We start from the raw sequence: 20714 nt of genomic DNA on the forward strand, positions 1-20714 counted from the left end.
TCCGTATTCCCAATGTCCTGTCGAAGCATAAGACTCGTGCCTGTAGATTCGTGGTCATTTGATCAAGTCAACTTGTTTGCACCGCTATCGTGACGCCGAGCATCACTTGGTGCGGCGAATTCCCCGCGCCGGGGCATGCGAATCACCAGCGCGCGCGTTAGCCGCCCTTCACGAAGGGCGAACACCCGGATCAGATTGGCATACGGCTTGCTTGATAGTCATGTGACCAAGTCTAATGATTCATGTGGTTGACTTGAACGAAGGATGGTTCTCGGTAGTGTGGTCAACGACAACGATAGGGAATACGAATGAGCCATGTGATTGCCGTCTTGGGCCTGGGGGTGATGGGGTCCGCCATTGCCGCCACCCTGATTGACGATGGTGCGGAAGTCGTCGTCTGGAACAGGAAGGCTGAAAAGGCGCAGCGTCTGCGCGAACTGGGCGCCCGGGTTGCCGAGCGCGCCACCACCGCCCTTGATGAGGCGGACGTCATCGTCGTCGTGACGGCAACGCCGGTTGACCTCGCGGCGGACTTCGAGGCGCTGGGCGAGCGCCTGAAAGGGAAAACGGTGGTCAATCTGGCCACGGGGCGCCCGTCCGAGGTCCAGAAGCTGGATCAAATCGTGCGTGGCGCCGGCGCAAAATTCATCAGTGGAACGATCCAGTGCTTCCCGCCGGATATCGGCCGCGAGAACGCCGTCATCCTGTTTGGCGGCGACGAGAAGACCTGGAGCGAGGTGGAGCCGCTGCTCCGGAAGATTGCTCCGCAATCCACCTACGTCAGTGCACGACCTGACGTGCCGAACGTGCTCGATGCCGGGTTGACGGGCACGTTCGTTTTTGGGGCTGGCGCGGCCTTTCTGGAAGGTCTCAGATTCGTGGTGAACTCGGGCATTTCGATCGACGAGATTCGCGACCTGATTCCAACCTATCTCGCCGGTCAGACTCACTTCATCGAAGGTCTGTTCGAATCCGTGGCGGCATCCGACTATCAACCGCGCGGAGCGGACCTCGACATCTACGCACGAGCAACCGAACTGTTTCAGCAGGCGCAGGAAGATATCGGGCAGCCGCCGCGAATCCTGAAGGCGCTACGCGAGCGAATCCTGTCATCCATTGCAGAAGGCAGTGGTGACCGAGGGTACGCCGCACTCTTCAATCATTGACAATTTGTTGGAGGAATCATCATGTCGTTGCAGCGCCTTTCAAGTGGTAGCACTCCTGAAGATCTTGCCAATGCGGTCAGGCAGGATGGTGGGGCGATCGTCAAGAACTTTCTCGATTCCGATTTGCTCGCGCGAATCCAGCGTACGCTCTTCGACACGCTCGAGTCCGCTCCGAACGGAGTGGACGATTACTTCGCCGGGACACAGACGCGTCGCGTCTCGCGCCTCTTCGCGCGTACCGACTGGATGGCCGAGGTTGCGTTGCACCCGCTCTATCTGGGTGCGGCGCGCAGCATCCTGCAGACGCCGATCAAGATCTGGAGCGGCGAAAACCAGGTCGATGTCGCGCCCGATATTCAGGTGGGGGTGACGCAAGCGATCCAGATCCTGCCGGGTCAGGGCCTTCAGCCGTTGCATCGTGACGATTCCGTATGGCTCTGGCGGCACCCGAACTATGGGCGCGAGGCCCGGTTCCAGGTGATGGTGGCCGTATCGGACTTCACGGCGGAAAACGGCGCCACGCTCGTCATTCCGGGTAGCCACAAGTGGGACGACGAGCGCATGCCCACGCAGGAGGAAGCCATTCCCGCGACCATGTCGGCCGGCGATGCGCTGTTCTTCATCGGCTCCACCTATCACGGCGGCGGGAAGAACACCAGCGATGCCCCGCGCACCGGCCTGACGATGTCGTATGACCTGGCGATCCTCCGGCAGGAAGAAAACCAGTACCTCACGCTGCCCATCGAGCGCGTGAAGCGCTATCCGGAAGAGCTGCAGCGCCTGCTCGGCTGGACGTACGGCACCACGTTTGCCGGCTTCGTCGAGCGCAACGGTCAAATGTCGGATCCGAACGACCTGTTGAAGATGAAGGATTTCCTCGAGGTCGGGCATTTCGATTAACGCACGGGTTGGGTGGTGGAATCCTGGCCCGGTTTTCACGTGGAAATCGGGCGATTCCATCATCTGGAGGCATCGTGGTCGCTCGACGGGATGCCTGGATCGGTGCACAGCGAGCCGTTCCGATAGTGCGATTTTTCGGTTGGATGCAGCAGTCTTCGAAACAGTGCCGGTATGAATGCGAGCAAGAGGGCGATTCGATGCCACGCCGCGATCTCGCATTCGTGCAAACGACAAGGAGTCGATCGTGAGTGTCGAAATCAAGGGAATCCGAAAAATCGCGCTGCTTTATACAGGAGCCGTGGTCTGGACGCCCACCTACCTGCTCCCATTCAGCATCGAGGAATCGATGGCCCGGTTCGGGCTGTCCGAAAGCACCGCCGGTTGGCTCGCGTCTGCGGTGCTGCTCTGTCTTTCGCTTTCCATCATCGTTTTCGGTCGTCACACGGCGACGTTGAACAAGAGAACGGGCGCGCTCGCTGCGGCAGCGCTTGCCGTCCTGTCGACGTGTGCGATGTTTTCACATAATTTCCATGTATTCGTCGCCGCGAAGCTGGTTCTCGGCGCCGCGTTGGGCGTCAGCTGCGTGTGCGCGTATGGGGTGATTGCACACGTCAAGCACCCGGAGAAGGTCGCGGCGCAAGTCGCCGTTGCGATGGCCATCATATTTTCCTGTGCGATGTACGTCGTACCGATCCTGAATGTGAAGATGGGTCATATCGGGGTGGATGCCGTCCAGCTCGCCGTGGTCGTGGCGGCGCTGTTTTTCGGCGCGTTCATGCATCCCGCCGTCAACGCAAGCGAGGAAGCGGTCGCGAAGGACGCCATCAAATCCAGTGACGTCCGAGGGATGCTGATCAGCGCATTCTTCATCTACGTCTCGCAGACGGCCCTCATGGGATTTGCCGCTGAGGTTGCTGCGACCCGGGGCGTCGAAGCGGAGCAACTCGGCATGCTGTTCATGCTCAATGCGGCCCTCCAGTTGCCGGTGGGGGTGGCGGTCAACTGGCTGGGCGATCGCTTTGGCCTGTTCAAGCCGATCGCCCTTGGGCTCGCGCTGTTGATCGCATGCAGCCTGGGCATGTATTGCGTGGGCGGCAAGTGGGCGTTTCTCGTGTCGACGGCGCTCGTCAGTGCTGGTGCCACGCTGGTGGCTCCTTATATGGTGGCGGCACTTTCACAAATGGATGCCAGCGGAAGAAGCACCGCGACCTGTGCGTCGGCAATCAATCTTGGCCTGGCAGTGGGCCCCGCGATTGCCGGCACGGTGTTCAGCGTGGCCGGTTTGCGCGCGGTCGGCTGGCTCTCCGTCGGGTTGCTGGTGGTGCCGATGTTTCTGGCCAGCGTGGCGATCCGGCAGTTCAAGGCAAAACATGCCGAAGCCGCGGTCGCCTGACGTGCGCGGCGAAGCGATCAACCGAGCGTGGCCGCACTGACCGCACCGATACCTGGGCGGCGCCAGCATGCCTGACATGCCAGTGCGGAGCAGGCATCTTCCGGAAGCGTCCTCTCGCGTCGACAGGCAGCGCAAAAAACTGCCGTGAACGTGGATGACGAACATGGTGGCCGACAAATATCTCGACGATCACGGAGTTTTTTCATGGAACTCAAATTCTATCTTTATTGCCTGGCTGATCTCGCGTTGATCGTGACTTCGTTCATTTGTGGCGTGAAGTATTTCGGGAAGCGCAACGGCCTTCTCGGATTCGAGTCGCTGGTCGTGACGTTCTCGGCAACGAATTTGATGATCAATGCGTTGACCGGCAAGGCGATATTTTTCAGTATCTCGCTTTTCTGCGACGCGTTTTCAAGAGGCTTCGGCGTGCCGATCATCATCGTTGCGGGCATGATGTCGGTTACGCATCGATATAAACCATCGATTGTCGGCGACGTGTTGTATGCGGTGGGTGCGCTGGTGGGGACGGTTATTTTGTGGACCGCGGATTTCATGGTTGGACCCAAGCCGTATTTCTATCTGGTGATGTGGTCGTTGTTCTCGCTTTACCTCATTTACGTTGTCAAGAAACTGGCGAATGCCGGAGAGTATCGTAATGCTGCAGGTGTGATCCTGACACTCGTATCCACACAGATTATTGCGAGCGTCTACGACTTTTACCCTATCCCTGGCGACGGCGATCATATGATTTTCTATATATTTGCATTGCTTTCTTGGTCTTATATGTCGGTTTCGTTGTATTACGCCTATTGTGCGCTGGAACGGGTGCAGGAAAAGGAAGGGAGTCTGATTCGAGGTTATACCCTTGGTCCCCTGGAGCGAAAGCCGCAGTAATTGTCGCGTTCCTGCGGGAATATGTTTGATTCTTCATGCGAGAGATCGGATATGGCTACCTTGATCGTGAGTTATCCCGCTGTAGCGGGTATGGAATTTGACCGCGAGTACTATCTCGCCACCCACGTGTCGCTCGTACGGGCGGCGTGGGGCGAATGTGGGCTGCAGTCGGTGGAGGTGCTGTTTCCGGCGCCGGGTCCGCAACTTTTTGCCTGCGTCACGCTATTGCGTTTCAGCGATCAGGCTGGAATCGACGCCGCGCTGGCTTCGGCCAGAACAGCCGAGGTGGTCGGCGATGTGCCGAACTTCACCAACGTTCAACCGGCGATCTTCCGCGCCGGCGACTGACCGAGTCGTCGTCGACCGAACCTGGTCTACGAGGGCAAGAGGGTCTGAGGCAAAGTGTCCGCGTGGACCCATGCACTCGGGCCTTGACGACGAAGAAACAAGACCTTCGAAGCAGAATGCCGGTCGGCCACGGACGGGATGACCGACTGGAACTTGACGAAGACGCGGTTCGGGAGTGGATCGCGCCTTGCCTGAAGCCGCACCTGTCGATTGCCCGCGCGGCCGCTCAGGGTTTTGACGCCGGGCGAATGCGCTCGGCAATACAGCCTTCGGCCGCAGGCCGAAGGCTCATCCAGCATCCGGCATCAACGCTGCACGGTGTCCAGGATATCCAGGCGGCTCACTGCCACCGCCTTCTGCTTGATCGCGCCAAACGCCGTTTCGGTCGCCTCGAGCGTACGCGCGATGTCTTCGTCGGTATGGCTCGCCGTAAAGAACATGTTGTGCCACGGGTGGAGATAGGCGCCATTCTTGATGACTTCCGACGTCCACGCCCGCCCGCGCGACACGAGCTCGTCGTCACCCGCGAACAGCATCTGGGGCATGACGCTCGGCCCGGTCTGCTTGAGTTCGAAGCCATGCCGCTCGGCTTGCTCGGCGAGGCCCGCACGCAGCTTGTCCGCCAACCGCCTGGTGTGTTCGAGGTAGTCCGTTTCTCGTACCAGGCGCAGCGTTTCGATGGCCGCGGCCATCGGCACGGCCGAGAGCCAGTAGGAGCCCGTGACGAAAATGTTCGTTGCAGCCTCGCGTGCCTTGTCCGAACCGAGCACCGCCGCGATCGCATAGCCGCCGCCGATGGCCTTGCCCCAGCAGCTGAGGTCCGGGTGCACGCCCCAGTCCGACCATGAACAATCACGCGACAGGCGCAGCCCCGTGCGGACCTCGTCGACGACCAGAAGCGCTTCCTGCTCGTCCGCGAGGCGACGGCATTCCTTCGCGTACTCGATCGACGGGAAGAACTGATCGTAGAGCACTTCGTGCCGGAACGGCGTCGCGTAGATGGCCGCTACGTCACCGTCGACGCTCTTGACGGCGGCATTGAGGCTCTCGAGATCGTTGTACTCGAAGTAGACGACGTGAGCGCGGTCTTCCTTGGTAATCCCCGTCGTATAGGGCACGTTCCACGGGGACGCACCATGGTACGTGCCGCGCGCCACGAGAATCTTCCGTTTCTCGCGATACGCGCGCGAGATCACCATGGCCATCGAGGTAGCGTCCGAGCCGTTCTTGCAGAACATTGCCCAGTCGGCGTGGCTGACCTGTTGCGTGAGCGCCTCGGCAAGCTGAACCATCACCTCGCTGGGGCCCGTCGCCGTGTCGATCTTCTGCAACTGGAGGGCCGCGGCTTGCTCGATCCGCTCGTTGCCGTAGCCGAACAGGTTCGTGCCGTAGCCACATACGTAGTCGATGTACTTGTTGCCGTCGACGTCCCAAAGATGGGTACCTTTCGCTTTTGCGAAGTACAGCGGGAAATCTTCCGTCAAATACTTGACGCTCTGGTGACCGTACATCCCGCCCGGGATGACCTTTTCGGCTCTTGCGAACCACTCGTTCTTCCTTGCCAGCCTGTCCATGCTCGACTCCTTGTGAAAAATTCGTTCCCGGAACGTCAGATCCGGTATCAAGTCTTTTGACTGAGTCATTTGACCAAGTATTTGAACCCCTGGAATGTTGGGGAATGCCGCATCCGAAATCTCGCGTCTCGTCGTTGGATCGACGCGCCGACCAACCTCGCTCCGCGAATGCAGCCTCGCTGCGTTACGCGCCTGGGTGTCTGTCGTCGCCTCATGAGACTGGGTCATTTGACCGAGTCTAGTGTCCATAAATGTCGTCCATACGGAAATTGGCGTTTTCCACTAGTGCTGCACGGCAGTGGATCAACGTCATGCCGGGCATGCCACGGCGATGGGGGAGGAGGCGAGCGGCGGCAGTTCGGCGGCATGCGCTGTGCGGCGTCGCCATCTGATCCGCATGATGGAAATCCCCGCTCAACCTGTCGAGCAGGGATGCAGGGCGATCAACGCGGGGATGGGGGCGAGGGGCGATGGCGGTGGGCTTCCGCAAGCAGATTTCGCTGCGGGAGACAGCGGTGTGAGCAGGCGTGTCCAGGCGCACGGTGCGCGCATGGCAGGGGCAGACTGATCTATGCAGTCGGAGCATCCGAAGCGCGAGCAATACGCTACGCGGATCGCGTTCGACACGATCCGCGCGCGAGGCTACGCCGGCATGTTCGATCTTTCCGGATGGTGCCTATTGGCTCGAGTCGTAGTGCTCGATATGGTAGAGAACCATGAATCCCGGGCTGAGTACGAGAAGTAACCCGGCAACGAGGGAGATTGCGACAAATAAACGCTTCACCATGATCACGCTCCTGAGTTGGATGAGGTGCAATAGAAAGTCGATTCTTGAGGGCCATCCCCGGAAAGGCGTGCAATCCCCGCATTGTTCTCAAGATCGCAACGCGATTCGTCAGATCGATCTTCATGGGGTGTTTCGCTGGCGATGATGCTGTCGTGGCCCGCGCATGTGCATCACGGAATCCGTGGAGGAGGATCCCCTTCCCGGACGGATGCAGGCGTCTGTTCGTGGCTCAGAGGCCGAGATGCGTCGCGATATCGTCGTAGTCGACTTGCCACAGGCCCGGCGTGCCGGCCGGATATTGCGAGCGGAAGCCGATGATTCGCTGAACGCGTTTCGACAGGCGTCGTACGGTGTCCATCTCGACGATGAAGGGATACGCTTCCTCCGGCGTCAGGTAGGACGGCTGCATCGGAATCGTGAGCCCACGCCGGCGCTCGTTCTTCGTCACGTTCGCGCCGCCGCCGTGGATCACCTTGCCGCTGAACAGCAACGCGTCGCCGGCATCCATTTCGGCGGCAATGGTCATGTCGGGCGTGCCCTTGCTGTTGAAGTAATCCTCGTCCCAGTTCTGGCTTCCTGGAATGATTCGGGTGGCGCCGTTTTCCTCGGTGAAGCGCGTCAGGGCAATCATGAGGTTGGTGAATACCGTAGGCCCGTTGACGCCGAGCGCGCACAGGGGCGGAAAATTGCCGACATCGCGATGCAGCATCTGTGCCGTGTTGCCCGGGCCGATGTCGATGACCTGCGCGGTCGAGAGCCACCAGTCGCCGGACTCTTCACGGTAGAGCACCTCGCCGAGTTCATGAAAGAGTTCGTCATCCAGAACATCCCCGAACGTCTTGCTGTGCGTGACCATGTTCGTCAGGCGCTTCGTATAGGTGCCGTGGAATTCCTTGATCAGTTCGTTGTCGTGCGACGACCCTTCGCGAAGCCGCTCGAGCGGCGCATCGACCTCACGATTGATGTTCGCGACCTGCTCCTGGGTCAGATAATTCTTGATCCGGACTCCACCATATTGATTCATGAGCGACACGATATCTTGCGCGCTGGTCTGTTTGGGGACGGTGGGGAGCGCGTCCTGAATGTTCTGAATATTGGCGTTCATGTTTGCCTCAAAGTTGCGTGGACGGGTAAATCAGACGCGGCGTCACGTTCTGATTCGGGTGGTGATCCAGACCTCAAGTAGAATGATTGACTGAGTCATTTGACTGCGTATGCCTTCGCTTTCTGCCATACGTTCCTGCCACGCCAGTTGACTGAGCGCGCACGGTGTTCCCGACGTTGTCGCGACCTGCGGGTGGTCCAGTACGTGTTCCCGGAACGACAGATATGGACGCATTCGCGGGGTTTTCCGGCGAGCTGGCGTATTCGCGACGAATCAGGTCAAGTGACCAAGTCGTATGATCGAGGAAGTTAACATGGTGTTTTTCGACGGTCGATCATGGTTAACCCGTCGCGTTTGAATGGCGTAGGGGATGAGAGGAGAGCGGTCGTTCAGGCGTGGATGCGAAAGTTGTGGTCATGCCTGGCGCGGTGTGGCGAGACGTGATTCGGAATCGAATGGTCACGCCGGCGACGACGTTCCTCGACACGTTCAGTCTTGCGTGCGGGCTCGCGCATACGGGCTCGGTGTGGTGCGAACCAGGCGATCCGGCACGCAAGCTGCTTGCTCGTCAAAAGCGCCCGCGTACGGAGTCGCTTCCCGTGCCGTTGCGTGCGCCACGATCGACATCCTTCCCCGGCGCGGCTGCGCGGCGACCGACGCGCGATCCGCGGACGATTTTTCAAGCCCTTGTCAATTCTGTCCCGGCATCGCGACGCATGACGGCTTCTGCACGACGAAGCGCCGTGAGAGATGCGCGAGCGCCATGGCTCGAACGCATGCCGGTATTTTCACAGGAGCTCGCGCGCTGAGCCAGGCACGGAAATCGCTCCGGCCCGCAATGAAACGCTGCACGACACATGCCCGTCGTGTTTCGGCGAGGCGCTTCACCCAGCGATTTCGCGATCTATTGTCATGAGGGCAACGCCATGCACACATTCACGAACTGGAGCCCATTGGTCTCGCTGATCGCCGGGATTCTCATCCTGGTGGTACCGCGCCTGCTGAACTACATCGTCGCAATCTACCTGATCGTCATCGGGCTGCTTGGGCTTTTCGGCGGACATTTCCACTGACGCGCCGCGTCGGCGTCTAGATGGGTTCGACGCGTACCTCGACTGAATCCCTGGGCACCGTCAATCGCGTGCGGCCAAGCAGTGCATCCGCGGGCGCGGTGCCGTCCGGGTTCAACGGCTTCACCTTGTTGAACGTGACGGAAAAGGATTCCGGTGTGACGGTGGCCGATGCATAACCCTGCGCGTCGTGGTCGGCGTGGCACAGATCGGGATTGTTCGCCATCAGGAAGCGGTCGAGTCTGGCCGGCGTCGCCGCGATCGACGCGAGCGGTGTCCCGTTCCATGCGGCTTTCAGGTAGGTATAGAAGGACATGCTGCTGATGCCGGCGCAGACGAAATCGACGATGACCGGCACCCCCGTCGCGGGATCGGGATCGTCGCGCACGACGCCGCCCTGAAAGGCATGCAGGTCTCCGGTGATCGCGACGACGTTGCGGATCCCGTGCTCCCGCAAGTAAGCGAGCAGTTCGTGCTTGTGCGCGGGATAGCCGTCCCATGCGTCGCAATCGACCACGAGGCGGGCCGCCGGCGTCCCGGGTGCGCCCGGCATCACGAACCACAGACGGTTCAACATCACTTCGTTGCCCCATACCTTCCAGGTGGCCGGCGAGTCCTTCATCAAGGTTTTCCACCATCGTGTCTGTTCCGGGCCGAGCATCGACGGCGGGCGGCCGAGCTGCCGGGTGTCGCGCGCCTCGTCGCGTTGCAGCACGTCCTGCTTGACGAAGTAGCGCGAGCCGGCTGCGTCGTCCCCATGCACCGGGTCGTGCCCGTGCGCACGTGCGACAGCGGCTTCGCTCACGACGTGGTCGTCGCGATACAGCCGCTCGTCCGTCATCACCAGATGCATCAGCATGCCGAAACGAAAATCGCGGTAGATGCGAATGTTCGTGTACGACGGATTGTCCGGCTCGAAGCGCACATCGTCCCAATCCACCGGCATGTATTCCGCCCACGCGCGACTGGCGCTGCGGCGACGCCCGGTTTCCTGCCGCTCCTCGTTGGTGTAGACCTGATGGTCCTGCCAGCAATCGTCGGAAAATTCGTGGTCGTCCCAGATCGCGATCATCGGCAGGCGCTGGTGCAGCGTCTGCAGGCGCGGATCGGTTCGATAGGTGCGATAGAGCGTCCGGTAGTCTTCGAGCGTCTCGGCATACGCGCGGCCGTCCGCGAGCAGCTTGCCGCCGCTCAGGTGCAGCGGAGGATGCGCCGGCTCGGCGCGGCCGGGAGGAGCGGTCCCGACCGTTTCATAGATGTAGTCGCCCACGTGCACGACGAAGTCGAGGTCGCGCTCGTCGGCCAGCAGCGTCATCGCTTGCCAGTGGTTGACGCTCCAGTCCTGGCAGGTGAGCCACGCGAAGCGAACCCGTTCGTTGGCCTCGTTTGCCGCCGGCGCGGTGCGCGCGACACCCGTCATGCTGACGTCGTCGCCGGCGACGAACCGGTAGTGGTAGGTGGTCTTCGGCGTGAAGGCCGTCACCTTCGCGCGCACGGTGAAGTCGTAGATGGCCAGCGCCCGCAACGGGACGCTGGCGACGAGCGTCGAGAAATCCGCCCGCGTCGACACTTCGAGTCGTAGCGGGACCGCGCGCGCGGCGCCTTTTGCGTCGTGCTGCACGCCGCTGGATACCGGAACGCATCGCGTCCAGAACACGATGGAGTGATCGCGCGGATCACCGCTTGCAACACCTTGCGGGAATCGATGGAGGTTCTTGCGCGCGGGGCTGCCCGGCAGGGCCGCCGGTGAAACGTCGCGCGTGGCGGCGACGGCAGCCGCAATGGTAAAAAAAGCCGACGACTTGAGGAAATGGCGACGATCCATTGATCCTCCCGATCGACATCCCGTGGATGCGGGAAGCGCTGCGGCAGGCGCACGCTTCTCGCGCCGGACAAGCTTGCCACTGCCCCCGCCGCGCGCGGCAGCGGAGCAGTCGATCCGGAACATTACTGCGAAGATCGACGACTGAAAAGTCGTGCGAACCCCATTTTCGAAATCCCGCACGCCATCCGGCGGAAGGCTCGTGCATTCAGGAACGCGCCTTGCTGGGATACCGGGCAGCAAACTGGGGGAGTGAGCAATGCACATCGGCCACAGCGTCGGCAAGGCGGCCGCGTGGCTTGCCGTGAGCGTCACCCTGGCGCTTGCCGCGCTGGTGATCGTCATCGTGACGTTCGACTGGAATCGAGCCCGGCCCTGGATCGATGACAAGGTGTCGGACGCGATCGGACGGCAGTTCGCCATCAACGGCGATCTGCAGGTCGGTTGGCGTCGGCCCGCGAGCGAGCACGGCTGGCGCGCCTGGGTGCCGTGGCCGCGATTCATCGCGCGCAATGTCACGATCGCCAACCCCGATTGGGCGCGCACGAAGTATTTCGTCACGCTGGACGCGATCAGTTTCGAGGTCGAGGCGCTGCCGCTGATGGCGCGCCGCATCGTGATTCCGGCCATCGATCTGGTCAATCCGTCCGTCGACCTCGAACGGCTGAAGGACGGGCGAGTCAACTGGACGTTCAAGTTCAAGCAGTCCGCTCAGCCGGGCCGATGGGCGCTCGACCTGCATGAGATCGCGTTTGCCCAAGGCAATCTCGGCTACTACGACCAGCAGAAGCAGTTCGATTTGAGCGCGGTGATCGACACGCTTGGCCAGCCGATCCCGTTCGGCGCGGTGATGAAACAGCAGGAGGCGTTGGCGCACCACGAATCGGCAAAGGCCGTTGGGCCGGCGGGTCAAAAGAAGCTCGCGGCCCAGGCGCACGCCGGCGCGGCGCAACCGGTGGTTCCGGCATCGGGTGCCGAAGCGGCGTCACGCGCATCGGCAGCGGCTTCGCAAGCGTTGGCCGCTGCTTCGCATGCTGCTGCGACGACATCCGGCACCGCAATCGCCCCGGCTGCATCAGGCCCGGCGGCGGGTTCGAACGCCCCCGCGACTGCCGCACCGGGGGCGACGGCCTCGGCGGCCTCGGTGCCCGCGGCCTCCACTGGCGTCGGCACTTACACGATTGGCTGGACCGTCAAGGGGACCTACAAGAAGGGCAAGGTCGCCGGCACGGGCAAGATCGGCAATTTGCTGGACGTGCGGGGCGCGCAACGCCCGTTTCCGGTTCAGGCCGATTTGCGCTTCGGCGATACGCACCTGGCGCTCGTCGGCACGCTGACGGACCCGTCTCACCTGGCCGCGGTCGATCTCCGGCTGTGGCTTGCGGGCACCAGCATGGCCAAGCTGTATGACGTCACGGGCATCACGCTGCCCGAAACCTCGCCCTATGCGACCGACGGCCGGCTGGTCGGCCAGTTCCGGACGTCCGGGAACGTCTTCAAGTACGAGAACTTCACGGGACGCGTCGGCGGCAGCGATCTCGGCGGCACGCTGGTGTACGTGTCGCGCGAACCGAGGCCGTTGTTGTCCGGCACGCTGGAGTCGAGGCTGCTGCAGTTCTCCGACCTCGCGCCGCTCATCGGCGCCGACACGAATGCCAGCAAGGCGCGGCGGGGTGCCGCGCCCACCCAGCCCGCGAACAAGGCGTTGCCGGTCGAGACATTTCGCACGGACCGCTGGAAGAAGATCGATGCAGACGTTCGATTCACCGGTCGGCGCATCGTCAAGACCGCGAGCCTGCCGATCACCGACCTGTCGACCCACATCGTGATGCAGGACGGCGTGCTGACGCTCAACCCGCTGAACTTCGGTGTCGCGGGCGGGACGCTTGCGTCGAACATCCACCTGGACGGCAGCGGCGTACCGCTCAAAGGGCGGTTCTCGCTGCAGGCGCGGCATCTGAAACTCAAGCAACTGTTCCCGACCTTCCCGGTGATGCAAACGGCGCTCGGCGAGGTCAACGGCGATGCCGCGTTATCGGCCACCGGCAATTCGCCGGCGGCGCTCGCCGCGAATTCCAACGGCGAGGTGAAGACGTTGGTGACGGACGGCACGGTGAGCCTCTTGCTGATGGAAGCCGCGGGGCTGAACGTCGCCAACGTGGTGTACGAGAAACTGTTCGGCACACGCGACGTGAAGATCAACTGCGGCGTGGCCGACTTCGTAGCCACCAACGGCGTGCTCGACTCGCGCGTATTCGCGCTCGACACCGAGGATGCGGTGATCGCAATGGACGGCAACGTGAACCTGCGGGACGAGACCATGAACCTGACGATCCATCCGCATACCAAGGGATTCCGGGTGATTTCGCTACGCTCGCCGCTGTACGTCACCGGATCCTTCAAGCAACCGCACGTCGGGGTGAAGGCGGGCGCGCTGATCGCGCGGGGCGGGGCCGCGGTCGGGCTGGGCTTGCTGAACCCGCTCGCCAGTCTGCTCGCATTGCTGCAGCCGGGCCGCAGCCGCCCGTTGCCGTGCGGGCAGATGCTGGCCGACATGGAGCGACGCCCGGTCGCGCCACCGCCGGGCGTCCGACAGAAGACGAAGGCGGCGCCGGCGTACATGAATGCGCCGTCGGCAGCTTCTTCGGCTTCCGCGCCGGTGGGTGGCGAACCCCGGCATGCGAAGTAAGTGAGGTGTGCGGTAGCAACGCGGACGCTTTGCGCCGACGCGGGTGCCGCCACCACGCGTCGCCCGTACGCAAGCGTCGCGGCCGCGTCGGCCAGGCCGCCTAGACGGCCCCGGCAAAGGTGCGGCGCAGGCCGACCGCAGCTTCCCATTGCGCGCCGATTGCCGTTTCCAGCGCGTCGCGGGACCGCAGGTGCGCGTGGCGCGCGGCGAGCACATCGCTCATATCGGCCTGGCCTGCGTCATACAGTCTGGCCGCATTGCGTGCGGCGACCTTTCCGGCCGCCTCGGCGCGTTGCCACTCCTGCATCGAGCGATCCGATGCGGACCATCGGGCCAGGCTCGTCTCGACGTCGACGAGCGCCGCCAGCATGGCCTTTTCGTATTCGGCCATCGCTTCCTGCGCGCGCGCATCGTGTACCGCGACGTTGGCGCGAATCCGGCCACCGTCGAGGATGGGCAGCGTCACCGACACGCCGTAGCCGACGGCCACGCGAGGCGCGGCGCCATCGCCGACCGCGGCCAGCCTTTCCTTCGTCCCCGCCCACTCGATCTGAAGGCGCGGATAGACCTCTTTCCGGGCGGCGCCGGCACGGGCGAGCGCGGCGTCGAGTGCGCGCGCCTGACGCTGCACGTCGGGCCTGCGCTCGAGCAGCGTGGCGGGCAACACCGTCGCGGGCGGCGCGGGCAGTGCGGCCGGCACGGCTTGCGCGCCGAGCTCGGGCGCCTGGGGGCTGCCGACGAGCAGCGCGAGCTGATGCAAGCGCACCCGGTGTTCGCCGTCGAGCTGGGCAAGCGACGCCTGTTCCTGCGCCAGTTCGGCACGCCAGCGTTCGACATCCAGCGCCGTCACCTGGCCCGCGGCGAATTTGCGCTCCGCCACGACCGCCTGCCTTTGCGCAACCTCGAGCGCCTCGCGCTTGAGCGCTGAGCGCCGCTCCAGCGTGCGCAATTCGAAGTAGGCGGTACTGACGTCCGCAGCCAGCGCAATGCGGGTCGCACGGAGCGCCTCGCGAGCGACGGCGCTGTCGGACCGTGCGGCGTCCACCAGCAACGCACCGCGCCCGAACAGATCGACTTCCCACGCGGCACGCAAGCCGACGCCGCTGCGCTCCGCACGCGGATCGACGCTGTTTTCGCGCCCGCGCTCGCCGCGCGCCATCGCATCCAGCCGCGGGCGGCGCTCCGCCTCGGCGCTGTCGCCGAGCGCGCGCGCCTGCGCGAGGCGCGCCGCGGCGATCTTCAGGTCGCGATTGGCATCGAGCGCGCTGTCCACCAGTCGATCGAGCACCGGATCGCCGAAATCCCGCCACCACAGGTCGCCGACGGTGCCCTGCTTCCCGGGCGATGTCTCGGCCCATTGCGAGGGCGCCGCAACGGCGGGCGCCGTGGCAACGTGGCTGGGCGGGGCGATCGCACAGCCGCCGAGGGCGAGTGTCGCGGCAAGAGCAAGACAGGTCAGCGCTCGGTGCGCGGAAACGGGGCGGGAAACAACGGTCGTCATGGGTTTGCCTTGAGTCTTGACATGGAGTTCGTGAAACTATACTGTACGTATAGTTTAGTTTCAATCCCAAGGAGATGCACCATGTCGACTTCCGAGCGACGAGCCGGCCGCAGCAGTTCGCGCGACCGTCTTCTCGATGCCGCGGCCGAGCTCGTGGCCAGCCAGGGTATCCAGAACCTGACCATTGAAGCCGTGGCCGCTGCCGCGAAGGTCACGAAAGCAGGCCTTGTCTACCATTTCAAAACGCGCGACGACTTGCTGGCTGCGCTGATCGAGCGGGTGGTCGGCGAACTGGACATGCTGGACCTGCGGGCGCAGGAGGCACATGACACGCGTGAGGCGGACGATGCCGCGAAGCCGTTGAAGTCGTCGCTGGCCGAGCTGTCGAAGCTGACCTTCGACATGCCGGAAGACCGCCGCCTGCTGCTGGCCAACCTGCTGGCCGCCACGTCGTTGTATCCGCATCTGGCCGGTCCCGTGCGGGATTTCTACTCGCGCAGCTATGCACGGGTTGCCCAAAGCGGCCCCGATGCGGGGCAGGTGCTCGCGCTGGTCGTCGCCCTCGACGGCATCGCCCTGCTCGAAGTGCTCAACCTGCACCGGTTCACGCCGGAGCAGCGCCAAGTGTTGCGCGACACGCTGGAAAGCGCGATTCGCAAGCTTCCCTGAGCTCCCTCATTCATTTCGAAGGTTTTACGATGCATTCCCGTTCCATGCCTCAAGCGGGCAGGCTGGTACTCTGCGCGCTCGTCTCGGCAACGCTGCTGTCGGCATGTCAGCCCTCCGCCGCGCCGGTTGCCGACGTACCGCGGCCCGTCAAGGTCGAAGTGGCCGGCGGTGCCGGCCAGGCGCATGCCGACACCTTCGTCGCGACGCTGCGCGCGCGCCAGCGCACCGACCTCGGCTTCGAGTCGTCGGGCCGCGTCGTCGCGATGCTGGTCGACGTGGGCGATCGCGTCCGGGCCGGGCAGGTGCTCGCACGCCTGGACGAGTCGCCGGCACGCTGGCGGCTCGACAAGGCGACGGCCGATCGTGCCGCCGCCGCCGCGACCCTGGCCGAGCGTCGCACCCACCTGCGTCAGCAGGAGGAACTCGCCCGCGACGGAATCATTTCCGCGCCCGCGTTACAGGCCGCGCAGGCATCGCATCAGCAGGCCGCGAGCCAGCTGGGTGTCGCGGAGGCCGCGGTGGCGAGCGCCCGGCGCGACCTCGCGTTCACGCGCATCACGGCCCCGTTCGACGGCGAAATCGTGGCGCGTCAGGTCCAGCCGTTCGTGGATGTCGCCGCAGGCCAGAGCGTGCTGCAGATGGAGGCCGGCCGCGCGCTGGAAGCCGTCGTGATGCTGCCGGACACGATCGCCGCGACGCTGTCGCCCGGCGCCGAAGCCCACGCGGTCAGCGGCACGGATCGCGTGACGCTGACCATGGAACGGCTGTCCGGCCGGAGCGACAACGGCTCGCTGGTGCAAGCCATCTTCCGGGTCCAGGGTGCCCCTTCCGGGCTGCGCAGTGGCGGCGTGCTGTCCGTGGCGCTGCCGCGCGGTGAAGCGCATGACATCACGCTGCCGGCGACGGCCGTCATGGCCGGCACGGAAGCCGGCCGAGGCAGCGTCTTCGTCATCGACGGCGCCAGCCAGACGCTGAAGCGCCGCGCGATCCGCACGGGCGGGCAACTGCTGCCGGATGGGCGGGTCGCCGTGACGCAAGGCCTGCGCGCCGGCGAGCAGGTCGTGGTCGCGGGGACCGCCGTCCTGAACGAGGGCCAGTCCGTCGTCACGTATCGGGCGCAGACCCTTCTGCAGGGAGCGCGCTCGTGAAGCTGACCCAGGCCGCACTCAATTCCAGCCGGCTCACCTTCTTTGTCGCGCTGCTGATTCTCGTGACCGGCGCGTTCACCTTCCTCACGTTCCCGTCCCAGGAAGAGCCTTCCACGACCGTTCGCGACGCGCTGGTATTCGTCGCGAACCCCGGCGTGCCGGCCGAGCGGATGGAGCAGCTCGTCGCCCGACCGGTGGAGGAGCGCCTGCGCCAATTGAACGAACTGAAGCACGTCACGAGCACCGTGCGTGACGGCAGCGTGATCCTCCAGGTTTCGTTCCGTGAAGACGTGCATGCACTGATGCCGGTGTTGCAGCGCATGCGCGCCAAGGTCGACGAAGCGGTGCCGCTGTTCCCGGCCGGCACGCTGCCTCCGCAGATCGACGACGACTTCGGTCGCGTGGCGATCGCGTCCATCGCGGTGACCGCGCCGGGGTTTTCGATGAGCGAGATGCGCGAACCGCTGAAGCTGCTGCGCGAAGGGCTGTACCGCGTGCCCGGCGTGCAGGGCGTCAGCTTTCATGGGCTGCAGGAGGAGCGCGTCTATATCGAATTCGACCGCGCCAGAATGGCGGGGCTGCATTTGTCCGCCGCGTCGGTCATGCAACAGCTGCAGAAGCAGAACGTCGTGCAGTCCGGCGGCCGGCTCGTGCTGTCGGGCCTGAACAGCGCGGTCGTCAGTTCCGGCGAAATCCGCTCGCTGCAGGCGCTGCAGGATTTCACGCTCACCGTGCCGCCGGCCGGCGCGCGCGCGGAAGCCGCGCCGGGCACCGTGCGTCTGGGCGACATCGCCCAGGTGCAGGTTCGGCCCGTCGATCCGCCCGAGTCTGCGGCGATCTTCCGCGGCGAAGACGCGGTCGTCCTCGGCATCTCGATGCGCAAAGGCCAGAACGTGAAGGCGGTCGGCCAGGCGCTGCGCGCGCGTCTGGACGAATTGAAGCAGCAGTTGCCCGCCGGTTTTTCGCTCGACTACGTGACCTTCCAGGCGGACGTGGTCGAGCGGGAAATGGGCCGCATGAACCAGGTGATGATCGAGACGATCGTGATCGTGATGATCGTCGTCGTGCTGTTCCTCGGCTGGCGCGCCGGCGTCGTGGTGGGCGGCATCGTGCCCCTGACCATCCTGGCCACGCTGCTCGTGATGCGCTCGCTGGGCATCGAGCTGCACATCGTGTCGATGGCCGCGATCATCATCGCGCTGGGCTTGCTGGTCGACAACGGCATCGTGATCGCGGAGGACGTCGAACGCCGCCTCGCCGCGGGCGAGGAGCGCCGTCACGCGTGCATCGAAGCAGGCCGTACGCTGGCGATCCCGCTGCTGACGTCATCGCTGGTCATCATCTTCGCGTTCTCGCCGTTCTTCTTCGGCGACACCGCCACCAACGAATACCTGCGCCCGCTCGTGGTCGTGCTCACGCTGTCGCTGCTCGGGTCGTGGCTGCTCTGTCTGACGGTGACGCCGCTGCTTTGCTATTTCTTCCTGAAATCCGGCCATCACGGCGAAGGCGATGCGCACGAGCACGATGCCGACGCGACGGTCAAGCAAAGCCGCTTCTACGGTGCCTATGCGCGCCTGATTCGCCGCGTGCTCGACCACAAGGGGCGGTTCCTGGTCGTGATGACTGCGTTGCTGGTCGGCGCGCTTGCGATCCTGGCCACGCGTCCGGCCGGGTTCCTGCCCGCTTCCGACCGGCCGCAGTTCCAGGTCGAACTCGAGCTGCAGCCGGGGAGCGATGCGCGGCTCACGCGCGACGTGGTTCGCGACCTGAGCCGTTGGCTCGACGATCGCAAGCGCAATCCCGAGGTGACGACCAGCATCGGCTATGTCGCCGACGGCGGCCCGCGTGTCGTCCTGGTGCTCAATCCGCCGCTGCCTGCGTCGCATATCGGCTACGTCACGGTCAGCGTCGCGAAGCCGCAGGATCTCGACGCCGTGATCGCACGAACCCAGGCGTGGATGACGCAACACCATCCCGAGGTGCGAACCGATGCGAAACGCTTCTCGCGCAGCGCCCACGACGCCGGCACGGTGGCGTATCGCGTGTCCGGTCCCGACGAAGCCGTGCTGCGCGAGATCGGCCGCAAGATCCAGGCAACGTTGCATACCCAGCCGGGCATCGTGCAGATCCACGACGACTGGGGGCCGCGCGTGCCGCGTGTCGACGTCGAGATCGACCAGAACAAGGCACGGCGTCTGGGTGTCAGCAGCGAGGACATCTCGACGGCGCTGGCCACGCGGTATACCGGCGTCAACGTGTCGGTGTTGCGAGACGGCGATACGCTGGTGCCGTTGGTCGTGCGCGGCGCGCAAGCCGAGCGCGCGCGGCCGGAAGATCTCGCCAATACGCTGATCCATCCGGCTGCGGGCGGCGCGCCGGTTCCGCTGTCCGCGGTTGCGACGGTCACGTTGAATACCGAGCCGTCGACGATTCGACGCCGCGACCTGATGCGCACGCTCACCGTGAAGGGCCGCAATACCCACGGCACCGCGCAGCAGGCGGTCGATCAGCTCGCGCCGGCCGTCGGCCGGATCGCGTTGCCGCCGGGGTACCGGATCGAGCTGGGCGCCGAAATCGAGGAGTCCGCCGAGGCCAACGTGGCGCTCGGCGAGTATCTGCCGCACGCGGTGGTCGCGATGCTGGTGCTGTTCATCTGGCAGTTCGGCTCGTTCCGCAAGCTGCTGCTGATCGTCGGGATCATTCCGTTCGCGATGATCGGCGTCGGGCCCGCACTGATCATCGCCCGCGAACCGTTGGGCTTCATGGCGAACTTCGGCCTGCTGTCGCTGGCCGGGATCATCGTCAACAACGCGGTGCTGCTGCTGGAGCGTATCGAGGTCGAGCTGGCGGCCGGCAAGTCGCGCCGCGAAGCGGTCGTCGCGGCGGCCGTGGCGCGCCTGCGGCCGATCGTGATGACCAAGCTGACCTGCATCGCCGGCCTGATTCCGCTGCTGCTGTTCGCCGGCACGCTGTGGACCGGCATGGCCGTCACCATCATGGGCGGGCTGCTGCTCGGGACGTTGATTACGCTCGGCATGGTGCCGGTGCTGTATGAACTGCTGTTCAGCGACAGGCTGTCCGGCTGGAGCCGGAAGCTCTTCGGTTCCGGAGCCGTCGATGCGCCCGGGAAATGTTGAAACGGGTCGCCCAGCCGTTCAGCGTCCGTCAATGCGGGCGCATTGGAAACCCGGGTGTGACCAACAGGACAAGGTCCTCCCGGTGTTTGCCGGCTGTTGATGAACGAGGTCGCGAGACCTGCCTCATTTTTTTGAACGGAGCGTCACGAATGAACAAGACGCTGCGGCCCGCAATTCGGTGGCACGTACTCGCTCTCGAATAGTACGAACCTTGCGAACAACCGCGCATATAGCGCCGGCGTGACGTATCAGTTTGAAGGCCTGAAGCGGGGTGCTGCCTGCTCGCAAGCGAACAACGCCGGTCTGTTCGCGGCGGGCGCAGGGAACCCGTCGGTCGATTCGATCAATGGCACTGCATACGGAATCCAGGGCCGCAGCCGCACGTATGGCATCGACAAGTCCCGCGTCGCAGCCTCGTGCAACTACCAAGTTGCCGCAAGTTTCCCTGTATGGTCAAATGACCATATCAATTGACCAGTTTGGGTGTAACCCCCTGACTCGGAAGTCGCGT

At 64.0% G+C, this 20714-nt stretch carries 14 protein-coding genes and 1 pseudogene; 11 read left to right on the forward strand and 4 right to left on the reverse strand.

Annotation, left to right across the window (positions count from 1 at the left end):
• Positions 1–308 precede the first annotated feature (308 nt).
• The 5 genes from CFB40_RS37060 to CFB40_RS37080 all read left to right on the forward strand — a co-directional run bounded on the left by CFB40_RS37060 (position 309) and on the right by CFB40_RS37080 (position 4701).
• Complete coding sequence (locus CFB40_RS37060; protein ID WP_256976997.1) at positions 309–1166, forward strand: NAD(P)-dependent oxidoreductase; 858 nt, start codon at positions 309–311, stop codon at positions 1164–1166.
• Between the two features lie 21 nt (positions 1167–1187).
• Positions 1188–2066 carry a phytanoyl-CoA dioxygenase family protein gene (locus tag CFB40_RS37065; RefSeq protein WP_089429440.1) on the forward strand — a complete coding sequence of 293 codons (879 nt, stop codon included), beginning with the start codon at positions 1188–1190 and terminating at the stop codon, positions 2064–2066.
• Between the two features lie 244 nt (positions 2067–2310).
• On the forward strand, positions 2311–3459 hold the full coding sequence (locus CFB40_RS37070) for an MFS transporter (RefSeq protein ID WP_254600131.1): 1149 nt from the start codon (positions 2311–2313) through the stop codon (positions 3457–3459).
• A gap of 204 nt (positions 3460–3663) precedes the next feature.
• Positions 3664–4353, forward strand: a complete 690-nt coding sequence (locus CFB40_RS37075; RefSeq protein ID WP_089434209.1) for a hypothetical protein — start codon at positions 3664–3666, stop codon at positions 4351–4353.
• Positions 4354–4404: 51 nt separating this feature from the next.
• The gene (locus CFB40_RS37080) at positions 4405–4701 is read left to right on the forward strand and encodes an EthD family reductase (protein ID WP_089434210.1); all 297 of its coding nucleotides are present in this window, start codon (positions 4405–4407) and stop codon (positions 4699–4701) included.
• A gap of 305 nt (positions 4702–5006) precedes the next feature.
• Here CFB40_RS37080 and CFB40_RS37090 read toward each other — a convergent pair whose 3' ends face one another.
• Both CFB40_RS37090 and CFB40_RS37100 read right to left on the reverse strand, forming a co-directional pair.
• Positions 5007–6275, reverse strand: a complete 1269-nt coding sequence (locus CFB40_RS37090) for an aminotransferase class III-fold pyridoxal phosphate-dependent enzyme (protein WP_089434211.1) — start codon at positions 6273–6275, stop codon at positions 5007–5009.
• 1016 nt (positions 6276–7291) lie between these two features.
• The gene (locus CFB40_RS37100) at positions 7292–8167 is read right to left on the reverse strand and encodes a phytanoyl-CoA dioxygenase family protein (protein WP_089434213.1); all 876 of its coding nucleotides are present in this window, start codon (positions 8165–8167) and stop codon (positions 7292–7294) included.
• A 926-nt stretch (positions 8168–9093) separates the two neighbouring features.
• On the opposite strand from CFB40_RS37100, the gene CFB40_RS37105 reads away from it, so the two are divergent.
• Positions 9094–9240 (forward strand): DUF3096 domain-containing protein, encoded by a 147-nt coding sequence (locus tag CFB40_RS37105; RefSeq protein WP_076841491.1) that lies wholly within the window; start codon positions 9094–9096, stop codon positions 9238–9240.
• Between the two features lie 16 nt (positions 9241–9256).
• On the opposite strand, the gene CFB40_RS37110 is transcribed toward CFB40_RS37105, so the two are convergent.
• Entirely contained in the window at positions 9257–11062 is a 1806-nt protein-coding gene (locus CFB40_RS37110) for an alkaline phosphatase D family protein (RefSeq protein ID WP_089434214.1), read from the reverse strand.
• A 256-nt stretch (positions 11063–11318) separates the two neighbouring features.
• Between CFB40_RS37110 and CFB40_RS37115 the strand changes: the two genes are divergently transcribed.
• Positions 11319–13748 carry an AsmA family protein gene (locus tag CFB40_RS37115; RefSeq protein ID WP_089434215.1) on the forward strand — a complete coding sequence of 810 codons (2430 nt, stop codon included), beginning with the start codon at positions 11319–11321 and terminating at the stop codon, positions 13746–13748.
• Positions 13749–13848: 100 nt separating this feature from the next.
• On the opposite strand, the gene CFB40_RS37120 is transcribed toward CFB40_RS37115, so the two are convergent.
• On the reverse strand, positions 13849–15249 hold the full coding sequence (locus tag CFB40_RS37120) for a TolC family protein (protein ID WP_089434216.1): 1401 nt from the start codon (positions 15247–15249) through the stop codon (positions 13849–13851).
• Positions 15250–15330: 81 nt separating this feature from the next.
• Here CFB40_RS37120 and CFB40_RS37125 point away from each other — a divergent pair, with 81 nt between their 5' ends.
• The 4 genes and pseudogenes from CFB40_RS37125 to CFB40_RS39375 form a co-directional block, all read left to right on the forward strand.
• On the forward strand, positions 15331–15918 hold the full coding sequence (locus tag CFB40_RS37125) for a TetR/AcrR family transcriptional regulator (protein WP_179255345.1): 588 nt from the start codon (positions 15331–15333) through the stop codon (positions 15916–15918).
• 29 nt (positions 15919–15947) lie between these two features.
• Complete coding sequence (locus CFB40_RS37130; RefSeq protein WP_089434218.1) at positions 15948–17066, forward strand: efflux RND transporter periplasmic adaptor subunit; 1119 nt, start codon at positions 15948–15950, stop codon at positions 17064–17066.
• A complete protein-coding gene (locus CFB40_RS37135) occupies positions 17063–20203 on the forward strand; it encodes an efflux RND transporter permease subunit (protein WP_089434219.1) in 3141 nt (1046 codons plus the stop codon). Before CFB40_RS37130 ends, CFB40_RS37135 begins: the two co-directional genes overlap by 4 nt.
• 165 nt (positions 20204–20368) lie before the next feature.
• A pseudogene (locus CFB40_RS39375) lies at positions 20369–20596 on the forward strand (porin); the annotation flags it as partial.
• Positions 20597–20714 lie beyond the last annotated feature (118 nt).

This window comes from Burkholderia sp. AU31652 (assembly GCF_002223155.1).
GTDB lineage: Bacteria > Pseudomonadota > Gammaproteobacteria > Burkholderiales > Burkholderiaceae > Burkholderia.